Origin of the sequence: Bradyrhizobium sp. 1, assembly GCF_023073315.1 — a bacterium.
Lineage (GTDB): Bacteria > Pseudomonadota > Alphaproteobacteria > Rhizobiales > Xanthobacteraceae > Bradyrhizobium.
On sequence record NZ_JADPJH010000034.1, the window covers coordinates 609,505 to 631,684 of the forward strand.

Consider the following 22,180-nt stretch of genomic DNA (forward strand, 5'->3'; position numbering starts at 1 on the left):
TATTTACCGTAACAGACAAAAGTCGGTTTTCGAGGCAGACGACCCGCGCCAAATCCGATTGTCTTTGCAACCGGCACGCGAGGGAAGGCTGGAGGTGCCGGGTGGGGCGCCGAAGTCGGAACCGGACAGAGTCATGAATTCGCGCGTATCGTGGAGTGTTGACGGCATCGATCCATCCGTCAGGGAGCGGGCCGAAGCTGCTGCGCGTCGTGCCGGCATGTCACTCAACGATTGGCTGAACTCCACGCTCGGCGAGACTGCCCCGCCAAACTTTCGCGGACCTTATGACCAACGCCAGGATCAGCGTCAGGACCAACGTCCCGATCCGCGTCCGCAACACATGCCGAGCCAAGGACCGAGCCAGGAAAGTCGCGAAGTCGCGGACATCCATCAGCGGCTCGACGCGATCACCCAGCAGATCGAACGGATTTCAAAGCCCGCGCCACGTCAGGACGGTTCACGTCAGGATGCTGCACGACAAGACGCCTCGCGTGAGCAGGGCGTCGCACGCCAGCTCAACGACGCGATCTCGCGGCTCGATGCGCGCCTGTCGCAAATCTCAAAGCCGCCGCAACCGCAACAGCCTCAGGCCCCGCGGCCGGCACCGGCACCCGTTGAAACACGCCAGCGCCAGGCCGATGCGGTCGAGCGCGCGGCAGCCCAAGTCTATCGCAGCTCACCACCCCTGAGCCCTGCTTCGTTCGATGTCGCCGTCGCCGAGATCACGGCGCGCCAGAGCGAGCTCGACGGCTTCGCGCCGCGCCAGGTGCCGCCGCGTGCTGCGCCCTCGATTGCGCCCAGTGCTGCTCCCTGGCCCGCTCCTTACGCGCCTCCGATGGCGCCACCCGCGCCTGCCTATGCTCCGCCGCCACCGCAAGCAGGGCCGGATTTCTCGTCGCTCGAACGGCATCTGCTCAAGATCACGAGCCAGATCGAGTCGCTCCAGCGCCCGGATAATACCGAGCAGGCGGTCAACGGCTTCCGTTCCGAGCTCGCCGAGATCCGCAACGCCATCACCGAAGCGATGCCACGGCGCGCGATCGAGTCGATCGAGAACGAGATCCGCTCGCTGCACCGTCGCATCGACGAGACCCGCTCGTCCGGCACCGACGGTCAGGTTCTGTCCGGCATCGAGCACGCACTGTCCGATATCAAGCAGGTGCTGCGCACGCTGACGCCGGCCGAGCAGCTCACCGGCTATGACGAGGCGATCCGCAATCTCGGCGCCAAGCTCGACCTGATCCTGCGCGCCAATGACGATCCCTCGACGGTGCGCCAGCTCGAAGGCGCGATCGCCGCGCTGCGCGGCATCGTCTCCAACGTCGCCTCCAACGAAGCGCTGGCACGGCTTTCGGACGACGTGCAGCTGTTGTCGTCCAAGGTCGACCAGGTCACCCGTTCGACAGGCCCCGGCGACAGTTTTGCGGTGCTGGAGCAGCGCATCGCGGCGCTCACTGCCGCACTGGAAACGCGCGAGCGGCCGCAGCCGTCCGAGAGCAGCGAACATCTGGAAGCCGCGATCCGCGCGCTGTCGGACCGTTTCGACCGCATGCAGGTCGGCAACGATTCCGCCTCGACATTCGCGCATCTCGAACAGCGGGTCTCGTATCTGCTGGAGCGGATCGAGGCCGCCGCCGATCCGCGCAACGGCAATTTGAGCCGCGTCGAGGACGGGCTGCACGACATCCTCAGGCACCTGGAACGGCAGCAGGCGACCTATTCGGCACTCGCCGAGAGCCGCAGTTCCGCCCCGCCTGCCGATTCCGGAATGGCCGATCTCGTCAAGCGCGAGCTCTCCGACATCCGCTTCAGCCACGCCGAGACCAACCGCAGCACCCAGGACTCGCTCGACGCCGTCCACAGCGCGCTCGGCCATGTGGTCGACCGCCTCTCGATGATCGAGGGCGATCTGCGCGCGGTGCGCAGCACGCCGCCTGCTCCTGCGCCGCAGCCGATGCCCACGACGATGCCGACGGCCGCGTCCATGGAGCCCGCGCCGATGGCGCGTGAGCCGCGGCAGCAAGCCCAGCAGCAGTACCAGCAGCCGAAATACGATCCGAAGCCCGAGCTTCCCAACCCGGCTGCCGCACAACACGCGCAGTCCGCCTACGTCGCCGCGCCGCGCGAATTCCACGCCGCCGCGCCGCCGCCAGCGCCGATGGCGTCGCAAGCCACACCACCCTTGCCGCCGCGCGCGATCAGCGAGATCCTGGAGCCGCATGCGGCGCCCGCGCGCGCTGCGATCGCGCCAGAATTGCCGCCGGATCATCCGCTCGAGCCGGGCACTCGGCCGGGCGGGCGCGTTGCCACGCCGTCGGAGCGTATCGCTGCGTCGGAAAGCGCGATCAGCGAAATCCCCGCCGCGCCGAAGGAGCCGGTGTCGTCGTCGAGCTTCATCGCCGCCGCACGTCGCGCCGCGCAGGCTGCCGCGGCGCAGCCGCCGGAAAAGCCCGCCCGCGGCGCCAAGGCTGCAATCGCCCGCGCCAAGGACAAGGGCCAAAGCACAAGTCAGGAAGGCGCCTCGACCATCACCTCAAAGATCCGCTCGCTGCTGGTCGGCGCGAGCGTGGTCGTGATCGTGCTCGGCACCTTCAAGATGGCGATGAACCTGCTCGATGGCGGCAGCCCGCCGCCGGCACCGCAGGCCATGGAGAATTCCTCGCCCGCGCCCGCACCGCAGGCTCCGCCGGTCGAGACCAAGCCTGCTACCCCCGAGCAGATCACGCCGTCGATGACCTCACCGACGCCGATCGGCAAGCAATCGCAGAACAATGCTGCGCCGGCGCTGCCCGCGAACTCCGGCAGCTCGGCTTCGGTTGAAATTCCGCCGGCCCCAGTCGCGCCGCCGCCTGCGTCCAGCGACGTCACCGGCGCGCTCACGGGCACCAGCCGCGCCAAGCTCAGCATGATCCAGGTGCCGCCCAGCGAGAAGCTGCCCGACGGTATCGGCGGCCCCGGCCTGCGCACCGCCGCGATGAAGGGCGACGCGACCGCGGCCTATGAAGTCGGCGTGCGCTTTGCCGAGGGTAAGGGCATCGCTGCGAATTACGACGAAGCCGCGAAATGGTATGACCGCGCGGCGCAGGCCGGCGTGGTGCCCGCAACCTTCCGCCTCGGCACGCTCTACGAAAAGGGCCTCGGCGTGAAGAAAGACGCCGACATCGCCCGCCGCTACTACACCCAGGCCGCCGAGCGCGGCAACGCCAAGGCCATGCACAATCTCGCGGTGCTCGATGCCGACGGCGGCGGACGCGGCGCCAATTACAAGAGCGCGGCGCAGTGGTTCCGCAAAGCCGCCGATCGCGGCGTTGCCGACAGCCAGTTCAATCTCGGTATCCTCTATGCCCGCGGCATCGGCGTGGAGCAGAACCTCGCCGAATCCTACAAATGGTTCACCCTTGCAGCCGGGCAAGGCGATGCGGACGCAGCAACCAAGCGTGACGACGTCGCCAAGCGTCTCGACCCGCAATCGCTCGCCGCCGCCAAGCTCGCGATCCAGACGTTCAGCGCCGAGCCGCAGCCCGACGATGCCGTCAACGTTCCGGCTCCCAACGGCGGCTGGGACAGCGCGCCGCAGGCGAGCGCAAAGCCTGCGCCGAAGCCGGTCGCGACCAAGAAGTCGGCGTCGGCGGTGCGATAAGCCGAATGGCATTACGTTAGCGATTAATCGGGCCGCAGGCTCGGTACACCTCTCCCGCTTGCGGGAGAGGTCGGCGCGTCCCGGGCGAATGCGAAGCATCGTCCCGCGCGCCGGGTGAAGGTTATCTCCTCTTGGGGAGTCTCACTGCGGAGGCACCCTCTCCCCAACCCTCCCCCGCAAGCGGGGAGGGAGCACACCTTTGTCCTGGCAGCGATTGATCCAGTCTCATCACGCTCTATCGCGCCCCATTCACCACGCCCAAAATTCCTGCCCCGCCTGACAGCGAATTCCGCTATTGAAAGACGCGGCAATCGTTCCGACCTTCCCGCGATCATTCCGCGCTAGTCGATCCGTCTCGCCGGTGCGCAGGTTCAATGCAGCTCTATCTCCCGATCGCCGATCTTCCGGTCAATGTTTTCCTGGTGCTGGCGATGGGCGCGGCGGTCGGCTTCGTGTCCGGCATGTTCGGGATCGGCGGCGGTTTTCTGATGACGCCGCTTTTGATCTTCATCGGCATCACGCCGGCGGTCGCGGTCGCTTCCGTCGCGAGCCACATCGCGGCCTCCTCCTTCTCCGGCGCACTCGCCTATTGGCGGCGGCGCGCCATCGATCCGGCGCTGGCAGGCGTCCTGCTCTGCGGCGGCGTGACCGGGACCGCGCTCGGGGTATGGACCTTCACGCAGCTTCGCGCACTCGGCCAGCTCGACCTGATGATCGCGCTGTCCTACGTCGTGCTGCTCACCACCGTCGGCAGCCTGATGTTCTCCGAGGGACTGCGCGCGCTGATGCGGACACGCCGCGGCACCGTGCCGCCGCGCCGCACCCACAACTGGATCCACGGCCTGCCGCTGAAAATGCGGTTCAAGCGCTCGAAGATCTATCTCTCCGTCATCCCCATTGTGATCGTCGGCATCGTGATCGGCTTCATCGGAGCCGTCATGGGCATCGGCGGCGGTTTTATTCTCGTGCCGATCATGATCTATCTGCTCAGAGTACCGACTTCGACGGTGATTGGCACGTCGATGGTCCTGACACTGGTCACGATGCTGTTCGCGACCATGCTGCACGCGGTGACCAATCATCTCGTCGACGCCGTGCTGGCGCTGATCCTGATGGTCGGCGGCGTCACCGGCGCGCAGTTCGGCGCCCGTGCCGGCCAGAAGATCCGCGGCGAGCAGTTGCGGCTGCTGCTGGGTCTTCTGATCCTCTCGGTCGGCGTCCGCTTCGCGATCGAGCTGGTGATCCGGCCCGAGGATCTCTTCACCATCCGTGAGCTCGGGGTGAGCGGATGAAGCGCACGCTTCTCGCAGCCCTGCTCGTCCTGCTGCCCGGCTCGGTCGCGCATGCCGAGCGGCTGATCGTGTCGGTCTCCAACCACCGTGTCACGGTGACGCCGAATTATTCGGGTGAGGAGCTGGTGCTGTTCGGCTCGGTCGAGAAGGACGCCTCGACGCCTGCCGACCGCACCACCTACGATCTCGTCGTCACCGTGATGGGCCCGCGCGCCGACATGGTGACGCGGCGCAAGGAGCGCACCTTCGGCATCTGGATCAACACGGATTACCGGCAGTTCCTGCAAGTGCCGAGCTATCTCGCGCTGTTCGCCAATCGCCCGTTCGAATTCATCACCTCGCCCGAGATCGCGCGCCGGCAGCAGATCGGACTGAACAACGTGCTCCTGACCCAGCGCGTCAGCGGCGATTATGCCGACGTGGTGCCGAACGACGCGTTCCGCTCCGCCTTCATTCGCCTGCGCACCCAGCGCGGCCTCTACCGCGAGGATGCGAGCGCGGTGACGTTTTTGACGCCGACGCTGTTCCGCACCGGCATTCCGCTGCCGGCCGAGGTGCCGATCGGCACTTATGAAGTCGAGATCAAGCTGTTTGCGAACGGCGCGTTCATCGGCAAGACCGAGACCGCCTTCGAGATCGTCAAGGTCGGCTTCGAGCAGTTCGTCGCAACGACCGCGCGGCAGAACGGGCTGGTCTACGGTCTCGTCACGGCGGCGATGGCGCTGATGACGGGATGGATGGCGTCGGTTGTTTTTCGGAAGGACTGAAGACGCCTACGGCGCCTCAACCACCGTCGGCACGCCCGGCTCAAGCAATCGCAGCCGCGTCCCGAACCCGAGCACGTCAAAAGTCTTGCGCAAATCCTCGCTGTTCTGGCGGAAATGCGCCCAGCCTTCGGTATGAACAGGCACGATCACCGCATCGGGAAAGGCGCGCGCGGTCTCGATGGCGTCGTTGGTGTCCATGGTGAGATGGAACGGCCCGCGCGTTTGCGCAGCACCGGCGAAGGGCAGCACCACGCCGCATTTGAAGCGGCGCGCGACCTCGGCGACGCCGTCGAACCAGGTGGTGTCGCCGCTGATATAGACCGAGGTGGTGTCCTTGCGGCTCGAGGACACCACGAAGCCGATGACGTCGCCCGACAGCGGCTCGATGCCGGCGGGGCCGTGGCGCGCCGGTGTCGCCGTGATCGTCAGCACATTGCCGTCACGGTCTTCCAGATGCGAATTCACCCAGGGCGCCAGACCCTCGACATGCCCGCCGAGGCGTTTTGCACCGGCCTCGGTGGTGAGCACGCGCTTCGCGTGCTTGAGATACTCACGGCCCGCATTGTCGAGATTGTCCGAATGCTGGTCGTGGCTGAGCAGCACTGCATCGATCGGGCCGATCGCGTCGGCCTTCATCGCGGGACCGATGGTCTTCTCCAGCTTCACGTGCGGCAGCTGATAGGCGGTGTTCGCGTCGTCAAAGGTCGGGTCGGTGAGCAGGCGGAAGCCGTCGATCTCGATCAGCGCGGTGGGGCCGCCGATCAGCGTGATGGAAATGGGCATGATGAACCTTCCTTAACGAGCGGACTTGGCGGGCCGCGTCACCAGATAGATGCCGAGCGCCACCGGAATGATCCCGAGCAGGTCACGCGCCTCGACATGCTCGCCGAGCACGAGAAAGGCGAACAGCATGCCGAGTGGCGGCATCAGGAAATGATAGGCGCTGGCCGCGGTCGCGCCACACACTTTCAGGAGATGAAACCAGAGCCAGTAGGCGAGGATCGAGCCGCCGAGCACGAGGAACGCGAAGGCGCCGATCAGGCCCGGCGTAAAGTCGATCGCGTGAAAATCGGCAAAGGTGAGCGCGACCGGCGTCAGCACGATGCCGGCCACGAGATTCTGCACGCCGTTGCCGATCCACAGGCTTCCCTTGGGCGCGAGCAGCTTGAACAGGATCGTGCCGGCGACGATGGAGGCGAGCGAGGCCAGCGTGAAGACGATGCCGTGCATGCTGTCGGTGCCGACCGCGAGGCGATGCCAGACGATCGCCGTGACGCCGATGATGCCGAGCAGGAGGCCACTCGCCTTGCGCCAGGTCATGTCTTCGCCAAGCAGCAGCGCTGCCAACGCGGCGGTGAATACCGGATTGGCCGAGACGATCAGGCCGCCAAGACCGGCGGAGACCGATTGCAGGCCGGTGTAGCCGAGCCCGAGATAGAGCGCGTTGTTGGCAATGCCGAGCACGGCAAAGATCGCGGCATCGCGCCACGAGAGCGACCAGTCGCCGCGGACCGTCGTGGCCCCCAGAATCAAAATGCCGGCGAGCGAGAAGCGCGCGGCGAGCAGGATCAGCGGCGGGCAATGGGTGACGCCGATCTTGCCGGCGACGAAGGCATAGCTCCAGAGCAGGCAAAACAGACCGATGGCGAGCGGCAGCGTGTTGAAGCGGCTGGGGGCTGCGGGAAGCGAGGTGGCGACCGACATGAGGGCATTCTCGGATGTTTTGTTCTGCCCCCGATCTAGGGAGCCGGCTTGCCATTTGGAAATTAAATGATTAACTTCCGATCAGTTGATTTTCGAATGGAGGCGGATATGCTCGATCTCGAGCTGCTGCGCAGCTTCGTCTCGGTGGTCGAAGCCGGCGGCTTCACCCGCGCCGGCGAGCGGGTCCACCGCACGCAATCGACCGTGAGCCAGCAGATCAAGCGGCTGGAGGAAGATGTCGGCCAGGTGCTGCTGCACCGCGACGGCAAGGACGTGCGCCCGACCGAGGCCGGCGAGCGGCTGCTATCCTATGCGCGACGGCTGCTGTCGCTTGCGGAAGAAGCACGCGACGTGCTGCGCGAGCCCGACAGCGAAGGCGCGATCCGGCTCGGCATTCCCGAGGATTTTGCGGCGTATCGTCTGGCAAAACTGCTGGGGGCGTTCTCGCGCTCGCATCCGGGCCTGCGGCTCGATGTGCGCGCCGACCAGAGCAAGAACCTCGCGCGCGATCTCGAACGCGGCGAACTCGACATGGCCCTCTACAAGCGCGAGGCCGGCGGCAAGAGTGCGATCGCGATCTGGCCCGAAGAGGTGCATTGGGTCACCAGCAAAAGCCATCCTGTCGACGTCAACGTGTCGTCGGTGCCGCTGATCGGCTTTCCGCTCGGCTGCCTCTACCGCGCCGGCGCCATCCACGCGCTGGAAAGCGCTGGCCGCGCCTGGCACATGTCGTATTCGTCATCGAGCCTTGCGGGCATCCAGGCCGCGGTTGCCGCCGGGATGGGCCTCAGCATCCTCTCGGAGATGTCGATCCAGTCCGACCACCGCGTGCTGACGGCCAAGGACGGCTTTGCGCCGATCAACCGGACCGAGGTGGCGCTGATGGCGGCTCCCAACGCGAGCTCCGCGACGCTGCGGCTTGCGGATCGTCTCGCCGAGTTTTGCGAGAACGTGCAGGCGAAGGCGGCCTGAGCTAGCGAACCGTCGGGCGGCGCCTCAATTCGCCACCAGCCTGTCTCCGCACGCATTCGCGTAGAACTTGCCGCCGCATTGGCGCTTGATCGCGGCGCAGCGGGCCGCGGGCGACGCATTTTGCGGGACAGAAAAGCTGCAGCTGAGGCCCTCGGCGCTGCGGCCCATCTTGCCCGCAGCAAAAGCCGCGCTTGAGGTGGCGATGCAGATGACGAGCAGGGCTGCGGCGGCGATTTCGATCAGCAGTCTCATGGATGGTCCTCCACACTGATGGCTGAATCTGTCCGCAATCTAGCACCGAATTCAGCATTCCCCGTGCTCATCCGGGTTCCCAAACCGGCCCGTTCCTTGCATAATTTTACGCCAGCGCAGTGCACGGCCGCGCCAGCGATGGTTCCGGTACAGTGGCATGACGCTTAGAGTTACAAGACGCTTAGAGTTACAAGACGCTTAGAGTTACAAGACGCTTGGGATTACAAGACGCGTAGGTTTAGTGGTGTTCTCGCGACCAGGAAGTGACGGCCTTGCAAGATCAATCGTTCCAGCCAAATCCGCCCGCTGCCAATCAGCCGATCGACGAACTCGCGCTGGCTGAGATCAAGGGCGCGATCCTGGCGAAGCTGCGCCTTGCCATCGGCAAGGACGCAGGCATGGCAACCAAGCACGACTGGTACCAGGCCGCAGCGCTGGCGCTGCGCGACCGCATCGTGCATCGCTGGCTCACGGCCGAGAAGCACAGCTACGACGCCGGGCGCAAGCGCGTCTATTATCTCTCGCTCGAATTTTTGATCGGCCGCCTCTTCACCGACGCGCTGAACAACATGGGACTGCTGAAGATCTTCGAGGTCGCGCTCGGCGATCTCGGCGTGTCGCTGCCCGAGCTCCGCAAATGCGAGCCGGATGCGGCGCTCGGCAATGGCGGCCTCGGCCGGCTCGCGGCCTGCTTCATGGAGAGCATGGCGACGCTGTCGATCCCCGCGATCGGCTACGGCATCCGCTACGATTACGGCCTGTTCCGGCAGATCATCAATCAGGGCTGGCAGCAGGAATATCCCGACGAATGGCTCGGCTTCGGCAATCCCTGGGAATTGCAGCGGCCCGAAGTGATCTACGACATCAATTTTGGCGGCGGCGTCGAGCATGTCGACGACAAAGGCCGCGACCGCGCGATCTGGCATCCGTCCGAGACCGTGCAGGCGATGGCCTATGACACGCCGATCGTCGGCTGGCGCGGCCAGCACGTCAATGCGCTGCGGCTGTGGTCGGCGCGCTCGCCCGATCCGTTGAAGCTCGACGCCTTCAACAAGGGCGACTATGTCAGCGCCAGCGCCGAGCAGTCGCGCGCCGAAGCCATCTGCAAATTTCTCTATCCGAACGACGAGAGCCCCGCGGGACGCGAACTGCGCCTGCGCCAGGAATATTTCTTCGTCTCGGCCTCGCTCCAGGATCTCATCAAGCGCCATCTTTCGTCCGACGGGCAGCTCCGCAGCCTGTCGTCCAAGGTCGCGGTGCAGCTCAACGACACCCATCCGAGCCTCGCCGTCACCGAGTTGATGCGGATCCTGATCGACGACCACAATTTCCGCTGGGACGAAGCCTGGAAGATTACGGTCGCCACCCTCTCCTACACCAACCACACGCTGCTGCCGGAAGCGCTGGAGACCTGGCCGGTCGAGCTGTTCGAGCGGCTGCTGCCGCGCCATCTCGAGATCATCTACCGCATCAACGTCCAGCATCTCGCGCTTGCCGAAGCCCGCGCGCCCGGCGACATCGATTTCCGCGCCTCGGTCTCGCTGATCGACGAGAGGAGCGGCCGCCGCGTGCGCATGGGCCAGCTCGCCTTTGTCGGATCGCACCGCATCAACGGCGTCTCGGCGATGCATTCGGATTTGATGCGCGAGACCGTGTTCCACGATCTCAACCATCTCTATCCCGGCCGCATCATCAACAAGACCAACGGCATCACCTTCCGCCGCTGGCTGATGCTGGCGAACCCGAAGCTGACGGATTTGTTGCGCGAGGTCTGCGGCGACGTTGTGCTTGACGATCCCACCCAGCTCTCGCTGATCGAGGCGCGCGCCAGCGACGTCGAATTCCAGAAGAGATTCCGCGCCGTCAAGCTTCACAACAAGACGGCGCTGGCGCGCCTGATCGGCGAACGGCTCGGCATCAAGGTCGACCCAAATGCGCTGTTCGACGTGCAGATCAAGCGCATCCACGAATACAAGCGCCAGCTGCTCAACGTCATCGAGACCGTCGCGCTGTACCAGGCGATCAAGGACGATCCCAACGGCAATTGGGTGCCGCGGGTCAAGATCTTCGCCGGCAAGGCAGCGGCGAGCTACAAATACGCAAAGCTGATCATCAAGCTGATCAACGACGTCGCCGAGATCGTCAACAACGATCCCGCGATCGGCGGCAAGCTGAAAGTGGTGTTCCTGCCCGACTACAATGTCAGCCTCGCCGAGATCATCATTCCCGCGGCCGATCTGTCCGAGCAGATCTCGACCGCCGGCATGGAGGCCTCCGGCACCGGCAACATGAAGCTGTCGCTGAACGGCGCCCTCACCATCGGCACGCTGGATGGCGCCAATATCGAGATCCGCGACCATGTCGGCAACGAGAACATCGCGATCTTCGGCATGGAAGCCGGCGACGTGATGATCCGGCGCAAGCAGGGCCTGGACGCCTCCGACGTGATCCGCAATTCGCCAAAGCTCCAGCGCGCCATCAATGCGATCGGCGGCGGCGAGTTCTCGCCCGGCGATCCCGGCCGTTTCGAATCCATCGCGCACGCACTGCGCTATCTCGACCATTACATGGTCAGCGCCGATTTCGATTCCTATTACGAGGCGCAGCGCAGCGTCGACGCGCGCTGGCAGGTCGCCCCGGCCTGGACCCGCGCCTCCATCCTCAACGTCGCGCGCATGGCATGGTTCTCCTCGGATCGCACCATCCGCGAATACGCCGAGGAGATCTGGAGCGTGCCGGTGAATCCAACCACGCCGCTGCTGCCGAATTTGCGCGACATCGCGGGCTGATTTTCCGCCGCGTGAAATCGGCGTTACGCCATAGGTAATTGCGCAAGCCGGCGGCGGACGTGATATGACGTCCGTCATTGAAAGCCGGAAACAACAATGCACGCCAGGCTCCCGCACCCGTTCGACGACGCCACCCGCATCACCGCGGGTGACTCCAGCTGGCAGGGGCACACCAGCGACGATTACTGGGCCTTCGTCGGCCCGTTCGGCGGCATCACGGCCGCGACCATTTTGCGCGCGCTGATCGAGCATCCGCAAGCCGCCGGCGAGCCGCTGGCGCTCACCGTCAATTACTGTGCGCCGATCGCGAAAGGCCCGTTCGATCTCGACATACGGCTGGTGAAAGCCAACCGCTCCAGCCAGCACTGGAGCGTCGAACTGTCGCAGGGCGGCGGCGAGGTCGCCACGCTCGCCACGGCGGTGTTCGCCGAGCGCCGGCCGTCCTGGGAGCACAGGGTGGCGCAATATCCGGATGCAAAGCCGTTCGAAGCGACGCTGCCGTTCCCGAAGATCGCTGCGTCCTGGGCCAACCAATACGAATTCCGCTTCGTCGAGGGCGAGATGCGTATCGGCCCGCCACAAGCCGAGCTCGCCGCCACCTATTCGAAAATCTGGATCAGCGATCGTGAGCCGCGCAAGCTCGACATGCTGTCACTGATGTCGATGTCGGACGCCTTCTTCGGCCGCATCTTCCACGCCCGACGCGAGCTGGTGCCGTTCGGCACGGTATCGCTGACGACCTATTTTCATACCGACAGCGACGAGCTCGCGGCCGAGGATATCACGCGTGTGCTCGCGACGGCCGATTCGAAGATCATGCACAAGAGCTACGCCGACCAGAACGCCGAGCTATGGTCGCCGAACGGACGACTGCTCGCGACGAGTACGCAGATCGCGTATTTCAAGGCGTAGCCTGCTTCCGCATCGCATAAACAAAAAGGGCGGCCTCACGGCCGCCCTTTTGCTTCTCAATTCAGAACGATTACTCCGCCGCGAGTTTCACGTCCGGCGCGGCCGCGCGGACTTCGGCGTCGACCTGGGCTTCGAACTTGGCGAAGTTCTTCTGGAACATGCCGACCAGCGCCCGGGCGGTCTTGTCGAACTCGTCCTTGTCCTTCCAGGTGTTGACCGGGTTGAGGATCTCGGCCGGCACGCCCGGCAGCGCGGTCGGAACCGCGAAGCCGAAATATTTGTCGGTGCGGAATTCGACATTGCGCAAGCTGCCGTCGAGCGCCGCGGTGAGGAGCGCGCGCGTCACCTTGATCGGCATGCGTGAACCCGTGCCGTATTTGCCGCCGGTCCAGCCGGTGTTGACCAGCCAGCAATCGACATTGTGCTGGGCAATGAGGTCACGCAGCATATTGCCGTAGACGGAGGGGTCGAGCGGCAGGAAGGGCGAGCCGAAGCAGGTCGAGAATTCCGGCTGCGGCTCGTTGCCGAGACCGCGCTCAGTGCCGGCGACCTTGGCGGTGTAGCCGGAGAGGAAGTGATACATCGCCTGCGCCGGCGAGAGTTTTGCAATCGGCGGCAGCACGCCAAAGGCGTCGGCGGCGAGCATCACCACGTTCTTCGGCTGCGGCGCGCGGCCGGTGCGCGAAGCGTTCGGGATGAACTCGAGCGGGTATGCAGAACGCGTGTTCTCGGTCTTGGAGCCGTCGTCGAAATCAACGATGCGGGTGTCTTCGTCGAGCACGCAGTTCTCGAGCACCGCGCCGAAGCGGGTCGAGGCGGCGTAAATCTCGGGCTCGGCTTCCTGCGAGAGCTTGATGCACTTGGCGTAGCAGCCGCCTTCGAAATTGAACACGCCGTTCGGGCCCCAGCCATGCTCGTCGTCGCCGATCAGCGTGCGGTTGGGATCGGCGGACAGCGTGGTCTTGCCGGTGCCGGACAGGCCAAAGAAGATCGCCGCGTCGCCCTTGGCACCGACATTGGCCGAGCAGTGCATCGGCATCACGCCGCGCTCGGGCAGATAATAGTTGAGCGTGGTGAAGACCGACTTCTTCATCTCACCGGCATAATAGGAGCCGGCGATCAGCACGATCTTGCGGGCGAAGTCGATCGCGACGACGTTCTCCGACTTGCAGCCGTGGCGCTTCGGATCGGCGCGGAAGCTCGGCATGTCGATGATGGTGAGCTCGGGCGTGAAGCTCGACAGCTCGACCGCCTCGGGGCGGATCAGAAGCGTGCGGATGAACAGCGAATGCCAGGCGAGCTCGGTGAAGACGCGGGTCTTGATCCGGTAGGCCGGATCGGCGCCGCCATAGAGATCCTGCGCGAACAGGCTCTTGCCTTCGGCGTGCTTGAGGAAGTCCTGGTAGAGCGTCTCGAACTGCTCGGCGGTGATCGACTGGTTGCCGGCCCACCACATCTTCTTGTCGGTGGTGGCATCACGCACCGTGAACTTGTCCTTGGGGCTGCGGCCGGTGAACTCGCCGGTGTCGGCGCAGAGCGCGCCATCGGCGGACAACACCGCCTCGCCCGCTGCGAGCGAGTATTGATAGAGTTGCGGCGCACCCAGATTCCAGTGAACCTGCTTGAGATTCTTTAAGCCGAATTTGTCGGCGCCGAAGGCACCGTTGCGCACGCCCGTCTCTTGCACGAAAAATCCTCCTAGAACCCGCGACACTCAGCGCGACCTAACCTTGGCGCCATCGCGGTCACCGTGAATTACAGGCCGTCCGGCCTCGGCTGGACGACCTAATATCGGTGAACGCCGACGTTGCCAAGCTGATCCCTTAGGATTTGGTTTATTCAAGGACCACGCCAAACGTCGCGCATGTCAGCCCTGAGCAGGTGCATCAAAAAATCGCGGATGGTCGCGCAACCAAATGCGTGATTCAGCGTTTCCCAAGGTTACTTCGACTCCAGAGGTTGCTGCGACGCACAATCCTTCAGGCGGCTTATCGTACCTCGCCCTCGCCAATGAGCGCGAACGGCCCCCACATCGCAGGATAGGCGTTGCGCGGTGACGAGGTGTCGTCAACATAGGTTAACATCGCGCGGCGCAACGCTTCGGCACGACCGATTCCTGGTTCGTTTTTGAGCAAGGCGAAAGTCGAAATGGTCAAGCGGGTGGCAGCTTCCGAATCCACCGCCCAATGCGAGACCAGCAGCGCGCGGGCGCCGGCGTAGAAGAACGCGCGCGCCAGCCCCGACAGCGCTTCGGCCCCGGGCTTGTCACCGGCGATGGTGTTGCAGGCCGACAGCACAACCCAATCCGCATTGAGCTTGAGCTGGGCGACTTCGCTCGCGGTCAAGAGGCCGTCGTCAAGCTCAGTGGGCTGATCGGGAATGGAGAGCGCAAGCGATGGCTCGCCCAGTCCCTTGACGTCGCCTGCCACGAGACCGTGGGTGGCAAAGTAAATGATGCCGTATTGAGCAAGCGCTGCACGCTTGAGCGTCGTTTCGCTGGCATCGCGGCCGAGATGGATGTCGGCCTCGCCCGCACCGACGTCCTTGGCCACCGCGTTCAGCTCGTCCGCGGTGTCAGGCAATTGCGGCAGAGCTTTGGCAAGCTGCGCGCGATCGACGCCGGCACCGCGCCAGAAGTCGGTATAGGCAATCGTCGCGATGCTGCGTGCAGCGACCTTGCCGCTCGCGACACGACGATCGGCAGGCCCTTCGGCCGCGGGGTTGAACACGGGATCGCCAAAGCCGGTCATCGGCTTGACGCCTTGATCCCTGCGCGCAAAGGCACGCAGCGATTTCAGGCTGATCACCGACGGCAGCACCGAGACGGCGTGACGCCGCAGCAACCAGGCCGCGTTGCGATAGCCTTCGAGCTTGTCCGGGATCGCAGCTTGCGGCGTCTCCGTGACGAGCAGATGAAACGGCAATGCGGTCAGCGCGGCCGACGGCATCACCAAAAGGCTGCGCTTATCCTTTGTCAGCGCCTCGACCGGGCCCAGCAGCGCGATATAGAGCTCGTTGGCGAGCGCAAGGTCGAACAAGCCCGATTTGCCGGAGGCATCGCGGGCCTTGCCGACGTCGAGCCCTTTGCGGAACGCAGTCACCTTCTGCGCCAGCGCGTCCGCGCCGAGTGGAATCTCCTTCCAGTCGACGCCGTCGCGCGTGATCGCGATGACATAGCTCCGCTTGTCGACGACGGAATAGATCGTCATCGCTTCATCGGCCGACAACAGCGGCTGGATGTCCTTCACCGCCAGCGGCAACGGGTTGGAGAGCGAGGCATAGTCGGGAAACTCGACCGCGAGCGTCTTCTGCAGGCCGGCGCGCTCGCTTGCGATTGCCGCGATCCGCGTGCGGCTGCGCTGCTCGGCCGCGACGTCGCGCTGCGCGGCCTGCTTCGACACCGCCGTGATGATCGCCTTGTCGAGCGCCTCGGCCTCGGCCGCGAGATCCTGGTCCTTGCGCACGAGCTCGGCGAGCCTGTCGCTGCCGGCCGCAAGCCGCACGGCGAGCTTGTTCACGGCGGACGCAGCGGAAGATTGCGTGCCCCGCTGGATCGCGGCCAGCGCTTCGTCGAGTGCCTTGTCGTCGGGCAGAAGATGCTGCTGCCGCGCGGAGAACAAAATCGGCAGCACCACACGTAATTGCGTGCGATCGCTGCGAAGCGTCCGTTCCGCCAGCGGCAGCGCATCGGCCGTGCGCCCGGAGACGAAGAGGAAATAGGCGAGATTGCTGGTCGAGGTCATCACGTCAGGATGATCCGGCCCAAGCGCACGCTCACGGATCGCGAGAGCTCGGCGATAGAGCGGCTCGGCATCGGCATAGCGCTGCTGGTGCTCGTAGAGCCCGGCGAGATTGTTCAGCGAGCGCGCGACATCGGGATGATCCGGCCCCAGCACCTTTTCGCGGATGGCGAGCGAGCGCCTGATCGGTGCCTCGGCATCCGCATCGCGGTTGAGGTCGCGGTCGACCTGCCCGATGTTGTTGAGGACCGTGGCGACCGCGGGATGCTCGGGCCCGCCGGCCTTCTGATAGATCGCCAGCGCGCGCTGGAACAGCGGTTCGGCCTCGGCCTGCCGTTCCTGCTTGACGTAGAGCGTGGCGAGATTGTTGAGGGCCCGGCCGACATCGGGATGCTCGCGCGACAGGCCCTTTTCGCTCACGGCCAGCGCACGCTTGAACAGCGGCTCGGCTTCAGTGAGGCGGCCCTGCCGCTGATAGAGCGCGGCGAGATTGGTCAGTTCGGCCGAAATCAGCGGCGTTTCGAGACCGAACGATTTCTCCATCAGCGCGATGGCGCGCTTGTAGAGCGGCTCGGCCAGATCGTCGCGGCCCTGACCGGCATAGACCTGACCGAGGTTGTTGAGCGCGGCGGCAAGTTCGCGGCCGTTGTCCTTCTCCAGATTCGCGACCATCGCCTGTGCGAGCGGAAGCGCTTCCGAATACTTGCCGGCACTCATGAGCGCGTCGATCCGCGCGCTTTCCGCGGCAAGACCTTTCTGAGCAAGACCTTTCTGGGCAAGACCGGGGGTGGCAAGCGATACGGTGATCGCGAGCGCCAAACCCGCAACCAGCATCAAGCAACGGCGTGTCATGAACCCTCTCGCTGCCAACCTCGAACCATTACGGTGTTGGGTCGCAGCGATGGGGAGCAGCGTTCAAATTGTTGCGCGCTAAAGCATGATCCGGAAAAGTGCGAAGCGGTTTTCCGAAAAGATCATGCGCAAACAACAACCTAAAGCGCGATGACGATTCATCCCAATCTCATCGCGCTTTACTCCACCTTCGCACGCGCCTCGCCCACGAGGCGAACCAGCATCTTGCGCAGCGTCGTGCCGTCGGTCACCCGCTCCGGAAAGTCCAGCCGCAGCGCGGTCTGGCCGTCCTGCATGTCGATGCCCTCCGGGTCGCAGCCGGTGCAGCGCCAGTCGCCTACGGCCGCGCCGAGCAGCCTGGTTGCGTAGAGGCCCATGGCATCGCGGTGGTCGGCATTCATGTGCTCCACGGCCCCCTCCTCGGCCGCCAGCAGGTCCTCGGCACCGGCAAGGTCGGTCAGGAACTGCCCGGGCTTGAGATCGACGATGCGGCCGAAACCCGCGACCAGATGGGTTCCCGTGGGCCGGATCCTGAAGAACGAAAAATCCTTAAATGAAACAAAGGCTTCCGCCGACGGATGGGCATTGAGATACCTCCGTTGGAGCAGATCTTTCTCGGCGTCGGCCTGTTCCGCCCGGCCAGACAGCATGATCCGGGCGCCTTCCAGCGGGTCGCCGGCGGCGCGCTCGTCCAGCATCAGGGAGACCCGGCTATCCGCCAGGATATTCCTGGTGTGCACGGCCAGCCCTGAAATGAGCAGGATGGGCGAGCCATCCGGGTGGCTGGCCAGATTGACCAGGGAACAATAGGGATCGCCGGAGCCTGCCATCAATGTTGCGAGAGCGCCCTGCCGCGACCGCCGCAGCAGCGATTTGGCGAGCTTTCCGGGATCGAAATCGGGGATCGGTTGCATCGGCTTTCTCGGTTCAGGTGGTTGCAAGAGGGGCCTTATTTCGGGTAAACGGGGGTCTGGTTATGGGTCGAGATGCGGCGAATCTGCTGCCTTTCGTGGAACTTGGTCACACTTCAGCCCAGCTTGCATTGCTCGGTGACAAGGTTCGAACGCCAATTCGGCACCCATGTATGCGGCGCATCACTGGATTGCTCGCCGTTTAAGCCACGATCCAAACGGAAAGCAGAAAGCAGGCTCATGCCCACAATCGCTTTGGTCGACGACGACCGCAACATTCTCACATCCGTCTCGATCGCGCTGGAAGCCGAAGGCTATCGCATCATGACCTACACCGACGGCGCCTCCGCGCTTGACGGTTTCCGCACCACCCAGCCCGATCTCGCCATCCTCGACATCAAGATGCCGCGCATGGACGGCATGGAAACGCTGCGCCGTCTCAGGCAGAAGTCCGATCTGCCGGTGATCTTCCTGACCTCCAAGGATGAAGAGATCGACGAGCTGTTCGGCCTCAAGATGGGCGCCGACGATTTCATCCGCAAACCGTTCTCGCAGCGCCTGCTGGTCGAGCGCGTCAAGGCCGTGCTGCGCCGCTCGGCGCCGAAGGACCCGACCGTTACACCGAAGGAGAACGACGCCAAGGCGCTCGACCGCGGCCTGCTGCGCATGGATCCGGAACGCCATACCTGCACCTGGAAGAACGAGCCTGTCACCCTGACCGTCACCGAATTCCTGATCCTGCAGGCGCTGGCGACCCGGCCCGGCGTGGTGAAGAGCCGCAACGCGCTGATGGACGCCGCCTATGACGACCAGGTCTATGTCGACGACCGCACCATCGACAGCCACATCAAGCGGCTGCGCAAGAAGTTCAAGGTGACGGACAACGAGTTCGAGATGATCGAGACGCTCTACGGCGTCGGCTACCGCTTCAAGGAAGCCTGAGGCGCCTTCGCGAAAGTCGCCTTCACGAAAGACTGAGAGCATCGCCGGTTCTGATTCCATCACGACCGGGATGGCTCCAAAGCACGATCGTCATCGCGCTTTGGATGATTGTTTGAGCATGATCTTTTCGGAAAACCGCTGCACATTTTTCCGGATCATGCTTTAGGATGCGGGGACCCTTTCGCACGAGCTGTCCTAACGCGGGCGTGAGCATTGCTTGACCGAACGCAGCCTGACGAGAACGAGAACGCCGAGGACAATGCCTCCCACGGCGCATCGGATCATGAGGACAAGCCGGTCAAGCAAGGCTGGAAGCCGCTGAACTGGCTCAAGCGCGCCGGGCAGTTCTTCTTCGCGCTGTCCTTCTCGAGCCTGACCCGCCGCATCGTCTCGCTCAACCTCGCGGGCCTGGTCGCACTGGTCGCGAGCATCCTGTATCTGTCGCAGTTCCGCGCCGGCCTGATCGACGCGCGCGCGCAGAGCCTGCTGGTGCAGGCCGAGATCATCGCGGGCGCGATCGCGGCCTCCGCGACCGTGCAGACCAACGCGATCACCATCGACCCCGACCGCCTGCTCGACCTCAAGACCGGCGACAGCTATGGCGGGACGGACGATTCGCTCGATTTCCCGATCAATCCGGAGCGCGTGGCGCCGGTGCTGCGCACGCTGATCTCGCCGACCAAGACCCGCGCGCGGATCTTCGATCCCAACGGGACGCTGCTGCTCGACAGCCGCGACCTCGACAACGTGCTGACTTTCCCGCTGCCGCCGCCGTCGCTGAAGCCGGGCTTTGTCGAGCGCGGCCTGGTCGCGGTCCGCACCTGGCTGAACCGCGGCGATCTGCCGCTCTATCGCGAGCTCGGGCGCGAGAACGGCAACGGCTATGCGGAAGTGGGCGATGCGCTCCAGGGCCAGAAGCGCTCGATGGTGCGGGTCAATTCACGCGGTGAGGTGATCGTCTCCGTCGCGGTCCCCGTGCTGCGCTCGCGCGCCATCCGCGGCGCATTGATGCTGTCGACCCAGGGCGACGAAATCGACCAGATGGTGACGGCAGAGCGCCTCGCCATCCTGAAGGTCGGCGGCGTCGCCGCCGCGGTCATGATCATGCTGTCGCTGCTGCTTGCAAGCACGATCGCGGGTCCGGTGCGACGGCTCGCCGACAGCGCCGAGCGCGTCCGCCGCCGCATCAAGACCCGCGTCGAGATCCCCGACTTCACCCGCCGCCGCGACGAGATCGGGCATCTGTCCGGCGCGCTGCGCGACATGACCAATGCGCTCTACAGCCGCATCGAGGCGATCGAGATGTTCGCCGCCGACGTTGCCCACGAGCTGAAGAACCCGCTGACCTCGCTGCGCTCCGCGGTCGAGACCTTGCCGCTGGCGCGCAACGAGAACAGCCGCGCGCGCCTGCTCGAAGTGATCGAGCACGACGTCAAGCGGCTCGACCGGCTGATCACGGACATCTCCGACGCGAGCCGGCTCGATGCCGAGCTGCAACGGCAGGACGCCGTCCCGGTCGATCTGCGCCGCCTGCTGGGCACGTTGGTCTCGGTCGCGAACGAGACCAAGCTCGGCCACGACGTCGCGGTGGAGGCGCGCTTCGAGGGGCGCGGGGCGACCGACGCGTTCGCCGTGACCGGTCACGATTCACGGTTGGGACAGGTGGTCTCCAACCTGCTTTCCAACGCGCAATCCTTCTCGGAAGCCGGCAGCAAGGTGCGCCTCGTCTGCCGCCGCGTGCGCGGAGAAATCGAGATCGTGGTCGACGACGACGGTCCCGGGATCCGCGATGACGCGCTGGATCGCATCTTCGAGCGCTTCTACACCGACCGTCCGCATCAGGGCTTTGGCCAGAACTCCGGCCTCGGGCTTTCAATCTCCAAGCAGATCGTCGATGCCCATGGCGGCCGCATCTGGGCCGAGAACCGCGCTGGGCCCCCGGACGACGAGGGCGTCCCGACGGTATCAGGCGCGCGCTTCGTGGTGAGGCTGCCGGCGCTATGAGCCAAAGCAGCCTGAACGAAGGCAGCTTGAACGACGGCGGGCCCAGTGTGCACGCCTCCGCGGTCAAGGTCGGACAAATCGCAGTGCTGATCCGCGGTCCCTCGGGCTCCGGCAAGTCGCGTCTTGCCTTCGATTTGATCATGGCGGGGCGGTCAGGAATGGTCGAAAGGGCCGTTCTGGTTGGTGACGACCGTGTCCATCTGGCGACAGTCGGCGATGAAATTGAGGTCCGCCCTGCGCCCGTGTTGGCCGGCCTGATCGAGATTCGCGGCCTCGGAATCCGCCGCTGCGACTTTGCGGAGCATGCGACCGTCGGTCTCGTGGTCGATCTGGACGCCGCGGACGCCGAACGGCTGCCGCCGGCCGAATCCCTGAAAACATGCATTTTAGGTGTCGAAATACCGCGAATCCCTGTTAGCCGCGACTATTCGCCCCTCCCACTGGTTGTCGCGGCCTTGACCACTACCAAGAGTTCATCTTCCCTTAACCCTTCAGGCGATTGTTTGAAGGGAAATGGTAACCATATGAAGCCCACTATCGCGACCGAATAGACCGGCGCAGCTCCCCTCATCCATCCGTCTAGATTCAGGGAGATACGCAACATCCCCTCTTGCGCGGGGGCTCTGGATGGTCAAAGTGGCGCGTTCGTGCGGTGCACCAAAAGCGCCCGCGAGGAGTTTTTCCGATGATTGGTCTAGTACTTGTGACCCACGGGCGCCTTGCCGACGAGTTCAAGGCAGCGCTTGAGCATGTGATGGGCCCACAAAAGCAAATCGAAGCGATCACGATCGGTGCCGAAGACGATTCCGATCTCTGCCGAAGCGACATCATCGAAGCGGTTAACCGCGTCGATTCCGGCGATGGGGTTGCGATCCTCACCGACATGTTCGGCGGCACCCCGTCGAACCTTGCAATATCCTGCATGAGCCGGCCGAAGGTCGAGGTGCTCGCGGGCATCAACCTTCCCATGCTGGTGAAGCTCGCCAAGGTGCGCGAGGAGCGCGCGTTGCCGGACGCGATCGCGATGGCCCAGGAAGCGGGCCGCAAATACGTCACCATCGCCAGCCGCGTGCTCGCCGGCAAATGAGCGACGACGCGCCACAAGCCGGGCCCGGCGTGCCCGCGGGCGCGATCTCAAAAGACCTCCTGATCATCAACAAGCGCGGCCTGCACGCGCGCGCCTCGGCCAAATTCGTCCAGATGGTCGAGCGCTTCAATGCGCAGATCTGGGTGACACGTGGGGGCGAGACCGTCGGCGGCACCTCGATCATGGGCCTGATGATGCTCGCCGCAGGACCGGGCACGACGATCACGGTCGCTGCTGCCGGCGATGATGCCGATGCGGCGCTCGCGGCGATCACCGAACTCGTTGAAAGCAAGTTCAACGAGGAAGGGATTTAGTC

At 64.7% G+C, this 22,180-nt stretch carries 17 protein-coding genes; 11 read left to right on the forward strand and 6 right to left on the reverse strand.

The window, feature by feature from the left end:
• Positions 1 to 133: 133 nt before the first annotated feature.
• The 3 genes from IVB29_RS32880 (at position 134) to IVB29_RS32890 (ending at position 5,699) form a co-directional block, all read left to right on the forward strand.
• Positions 134 to 3,640, forward strand: a complete 3,507-nt coding sequence (locus IVB29_RS32880; protein ID WP_247507557.1) for a tetratricopeptide repeat protein — start codon at positions 134 to 136, stop codon at positions 3,638 to 3,640.
• Positions 3,641 to 4,014: 374 nt separating this feature from the next.
• Entirely contained in the window at positions 4,015 to 4,932 is a 918-nt protein-coding gene (locus IVB29_RS32885; protein ID WP_247507558.1) for a sulfite exporter TauE/SafE family protein, read from the forward strand.
• Entirely contained in the window at positions 4,929 to 5,699 is a 771-nt protein-coding gene (locus IVB29_RS32890; RefSeq protein ID WP_247507559.1) for a TIGR02186 family protein, read from the forward strand. Before IVB29_RS32885 ends, IVB29_RS32890 begins: the two co-directional genes overlap by 4 nt.
• A 6-nt stretch (positions 5,700 to 5,705) precedes the next feature.
• On the opposite strand, the gene IVB29_RS32895 is transcribed toward IVB29_RS32890, so the two are convergent.
• Together IVB29_RS32895 and IVB29_RS32900 are read right to left on the reverse strand one after the other, a co-directional pair.
• Positions 5,706 to 6,482, reverse strand: a complete 777-nt coding sequence (locus tag IVB29_RS32895) for an MBL fold metallo-hydrolase (protein WP_247507560.1) — start codon at positions 6,480 to 6,482, stop codon at positions 5,706 to 5,708.
• A gap of 12 nt (positions 6,483 to 6,494) precedes the next feature.
• Positions 6,495 to 7,403 carry a DMT family transporter gene (locus IVB29_RS32900; protein WP_247507561.1) on the reverse strand — a complete coding sequence of 303 codons (909 nt, stop codon included), beginning with the start codon at positions 7,401 to 7,403 and terminating at the stop codon, positions 6,495 to 6,497.
• Between the two features lie 108 nt (positions 7,404 to 7,511).
• Between IVB29_RS32900 and IVB29_RS32905 the strand changes: the two genes are divergently transcribed.
• Positions 7,512 to 8,375 (forward strand): LysR substrate-binding domain-containing protein, encoded by an 864-nt coding sequence (locus IVB29_RS32905; RefSeq protein ID WP_247507562.1) that lies wholly within the window; start codon positions 7,512 to 7,514, stop codon positions 8,373 to 8,375.
• A gap of 24 nt (positions 8,376 to 8,399) precedes the next feature.
• Here the strand turns inward: IVB29_RS32905 and IVB29_RS32910 are convergent, their stop codons facing one another.
• A complete protein-coding gene (locus IVB29_RS32910) occupies positions 8,400 to 8,627 on the reverse strand; it encodes a hypothetical protein (protein WP_247507563.1) in 228 nt (75 codons plus the stop codon).
• A gap of 272 nt (positions 8,628 to 8,899) precedes the next feature.
• Between IVB29_RS32910 and IVB29_RS32915 the strand changes: the two genes are divergently transcribed.
• Together IVB29_RS32915 and IVB29_RS32920 are read left to right on the forward strand one after the other, a co-directional pair.
• Positions 8,900 to 11,416, forward strand: coding sequence for a glycogen/starch/alpha-glucan phosphorylase (locus IVB29_RS32915; RefSeq protein WP_247507564.1), 2,517 nt, complete (start codon positions 8,900 to 8,902; stop codon positions 11,414 to 11,416).
• 96 nt (positions 11,417 to 11,512) lie between these two features.
• Positions 11,513 to 12,328, forward strand: coding sequence for a thioesterase family protein (locus tag IVB29_RS32920; RefSeq protein ID WP_247507565.1), 816 nt, complete (start codon positions 11,513 to 11,515; stop codon positions 12,326 to 12,328).
• Between the two features lie 70 nt (positions 12,329 to 12,398).
• On the opposite strand, the gene IVB29_RS32925 is transcribed toward IVB29_RS32920, so the two are convergent.
• The 3 genes from IVB29_RS32925 to IVB29_RS32935 form a co-directional block, all read right to left on the reverse strand.
• On the reverse strand, positions 12,399 to 14,015 hold the full coding sequence (locus IVB29_RS32925) for a phosphoenolpyruvate carboxykinase (RefSeq protein ID WP_247507566.1): 1,617 nt from the start codon (positions 14,013 to 14,015) through the stop codon (positions 12,399 to 12,401).
• A gap of 301 nt (positions 14,016 to 14,316) precedes the next feature.
• On the reverse strand, positions 14,317 to 16,920 hold the full coding sequence (locus tag IVB29_RS32930; protein ID WP_247507567.1) for a CHAT domain-containing tetratricopeptide repeat protein: 2,604 nt from the start codon (positions 16,918 to 16,920) through the stop codon (positions 14,317 to 14,319).
• A 179-nt stretch (positions 16,921 to 17,099) separates the two neighbouring features.
• Positions 17,100 to 17,834, reverse strand: coding sequence for a DUF2470 domain-containing protein (locus IVB29_RS32935; protein WP_247507568.1), 735 nt, complete (start codon positions 17,832 to 17,834; stop codon positions 17,100 to 17,102).
• Between the two features lie 237 nt (positions 17,835 to 18,071).
• Here IVB29_RS32935 and IVB29_RS32940 point away from each other — a divergent pair, with 237 nt between their 5' ends.
• From IVB29_RS32940 to IVB29_RS32960, 5 genes are all read left to right on the forward strand, one after another.
• Positions 18,072 to 18,773 carry a response regulator transcription factor gene (locus tag IVB29_RS32940; RefSeq protein ID WP_247507569.1) on the forward strand — a complete coding sequence of 234 codons (702 nt, stop codon included), beginning with the start codon at positions 18,072 to 18,074 and terminating at the stop codon, positions 18,771 to 18,773.
• Between the two features lie 213 nt (positions 18,774 to 18,986).
• Positions 18,987 to 20,777: a sensor histidine kinase gene (locus IVB29_RS32945; protein ID WP_247507570.1), complete on the forward strand. Its 1,791-nt coding sequence runs from the start codon at positions 18,987 to 18,989 to the stop codon at positions 20,775 to 20,777.
• A gap of 26 nt (positions 20,778 to 20,803) precedes the next feature.
• Complete coding sequence (locus IVB29_RS32950; protein WP_247507695.1) at positions 20,804 to 21,328, forward strand: HPr kinase/phosphatase C-terminal domain-containing protein; 525 nt, start codon at positions 20,804 to 20,806, stop codon at positions 21,326 to 21,328.
• A 134-nt stretch (positions 21,329 to 21,462) separates the two neighbouring features.
• Positions 21,463 to 21,864, forward strand: a complete 402-nt coding sequence (locus IVB29_RS32955; protein WP_011090868.1) for a PTS sugar transporter subunit IIA — start codon at positions 21,463 to 21,465, stop codon at positions 21,862 to 21,864.
• A complete protein-coding gene (locus tag IVB29_RS32960; RefSeq protein WP_247507571.1) occupies positions 21,861 to 22,178 on the forward strand; it encodes an HPr family phosphocarrier protein in 318 nt (105 codons plus the stop codon). Before IVB29_RS32955 ends, IVB29_RS32960 begins: the two co-directional genes overlap by 4 nt.
• Positions 22,179 to 22,180 lie beyond the last annotated feature (2 nt).

Excerpts from the sequence above, each read along its gene's own strand:
- IVB29_RS32880 (WP_247507557.1), top strand. The coding sequence starts at position 134 with ATGAATTCGCGCGTATCGTGGAGTGTTGACGGCATCGATCCATCCGTC.
- IVB29_RS32885 (WP_247507558.1), top strand. The coding sequence starts at position 4,015 with ATGCAGCTCTATCTCCCGATCGCCGATCTTCCGGTCAATGTTTTCCTG.
- IVB29_RS32890 (WP_247507559.1), top strand. The coding sequence starts at position 4,929 with ATGAAGCGCACGCTTCTCGCAGCCCTGCTCGTCCTGCTGCCCGGCTCG.
- IVB29_RS32895 (WP_247507560.1), bottom strand. The coding sequence starts at position 6,482 with ATGCCCATTTCCATCACGCTGATCGGCGGCCCCACCGCGCTGATCGAG.
- IVB29_RS32900 (WP_247507561.1), bottom strand. The coding sequence starts at position 7,403 with ATGTCGGTCGCCACCTCGCTTCCCGCAGCCCCCAGCCGCTTCAACACG.
- IVB29_RS32905 (WP_247507562.1), top strand. The coding sequence starts at position 7,512 with ATGCTCGATCTCGAGCTGCTGCGCAGCTTCGTCTCGGTGGTCGAAGCC.
- IVB29_RS32910 (WP_247507563.1), bottom strand. The coding sequence starts at position 8,627 with ATGAGACTGCTGATCGAAATCGCCGCCGCAGCCCTGCTCGTCATCTGC.
- IVB29_RS32920 (WP_247507565.1), top strand. The coding sequence starts at position 11,513 with ATGCACGCCAGGCTCCCGCACCCGTTCGACGACGCCACCCGCATCACC.
- IVB29_RS32930 (WP_247507567.1), bottom strand. The coding sequence starts at position 16,920 with ATGACACGCCGTTGCTTGATGCTGGTTGCGGGTTTGGCGCTCGCGATC.
- IVB29_RS32935 (WP_247507568.1), bottom strand. The coding sequence starts at position 17,834 with ATGCAACCGATCCCCGATTTCGATCCCGGAAAGCTCGCCAAATCGCTG.
- IVB29_RS32940 (WP_247507569.1), top strand. The coding sequence starts at position 18,072 with ATGCCCACAATCGCTTTGGTCGACGACGACCGCAACATTCTCACATCC.
- IVB29_RS32955 (WP_011090868.1), top strand. The coding sequence starts at position 21,463 with ATGATTGGTCTAGTACTTGTGACCCACGGGCGCCTTGCCGACGAGTTC.
- IVB29_RS32960 (WP_247507571.1), top strand. The coding sequence starts at position 21,861 with ATGAGCGACGACGCGCCACAAGCCGGGCCCGGCGTGCCCGCGGGCGCG.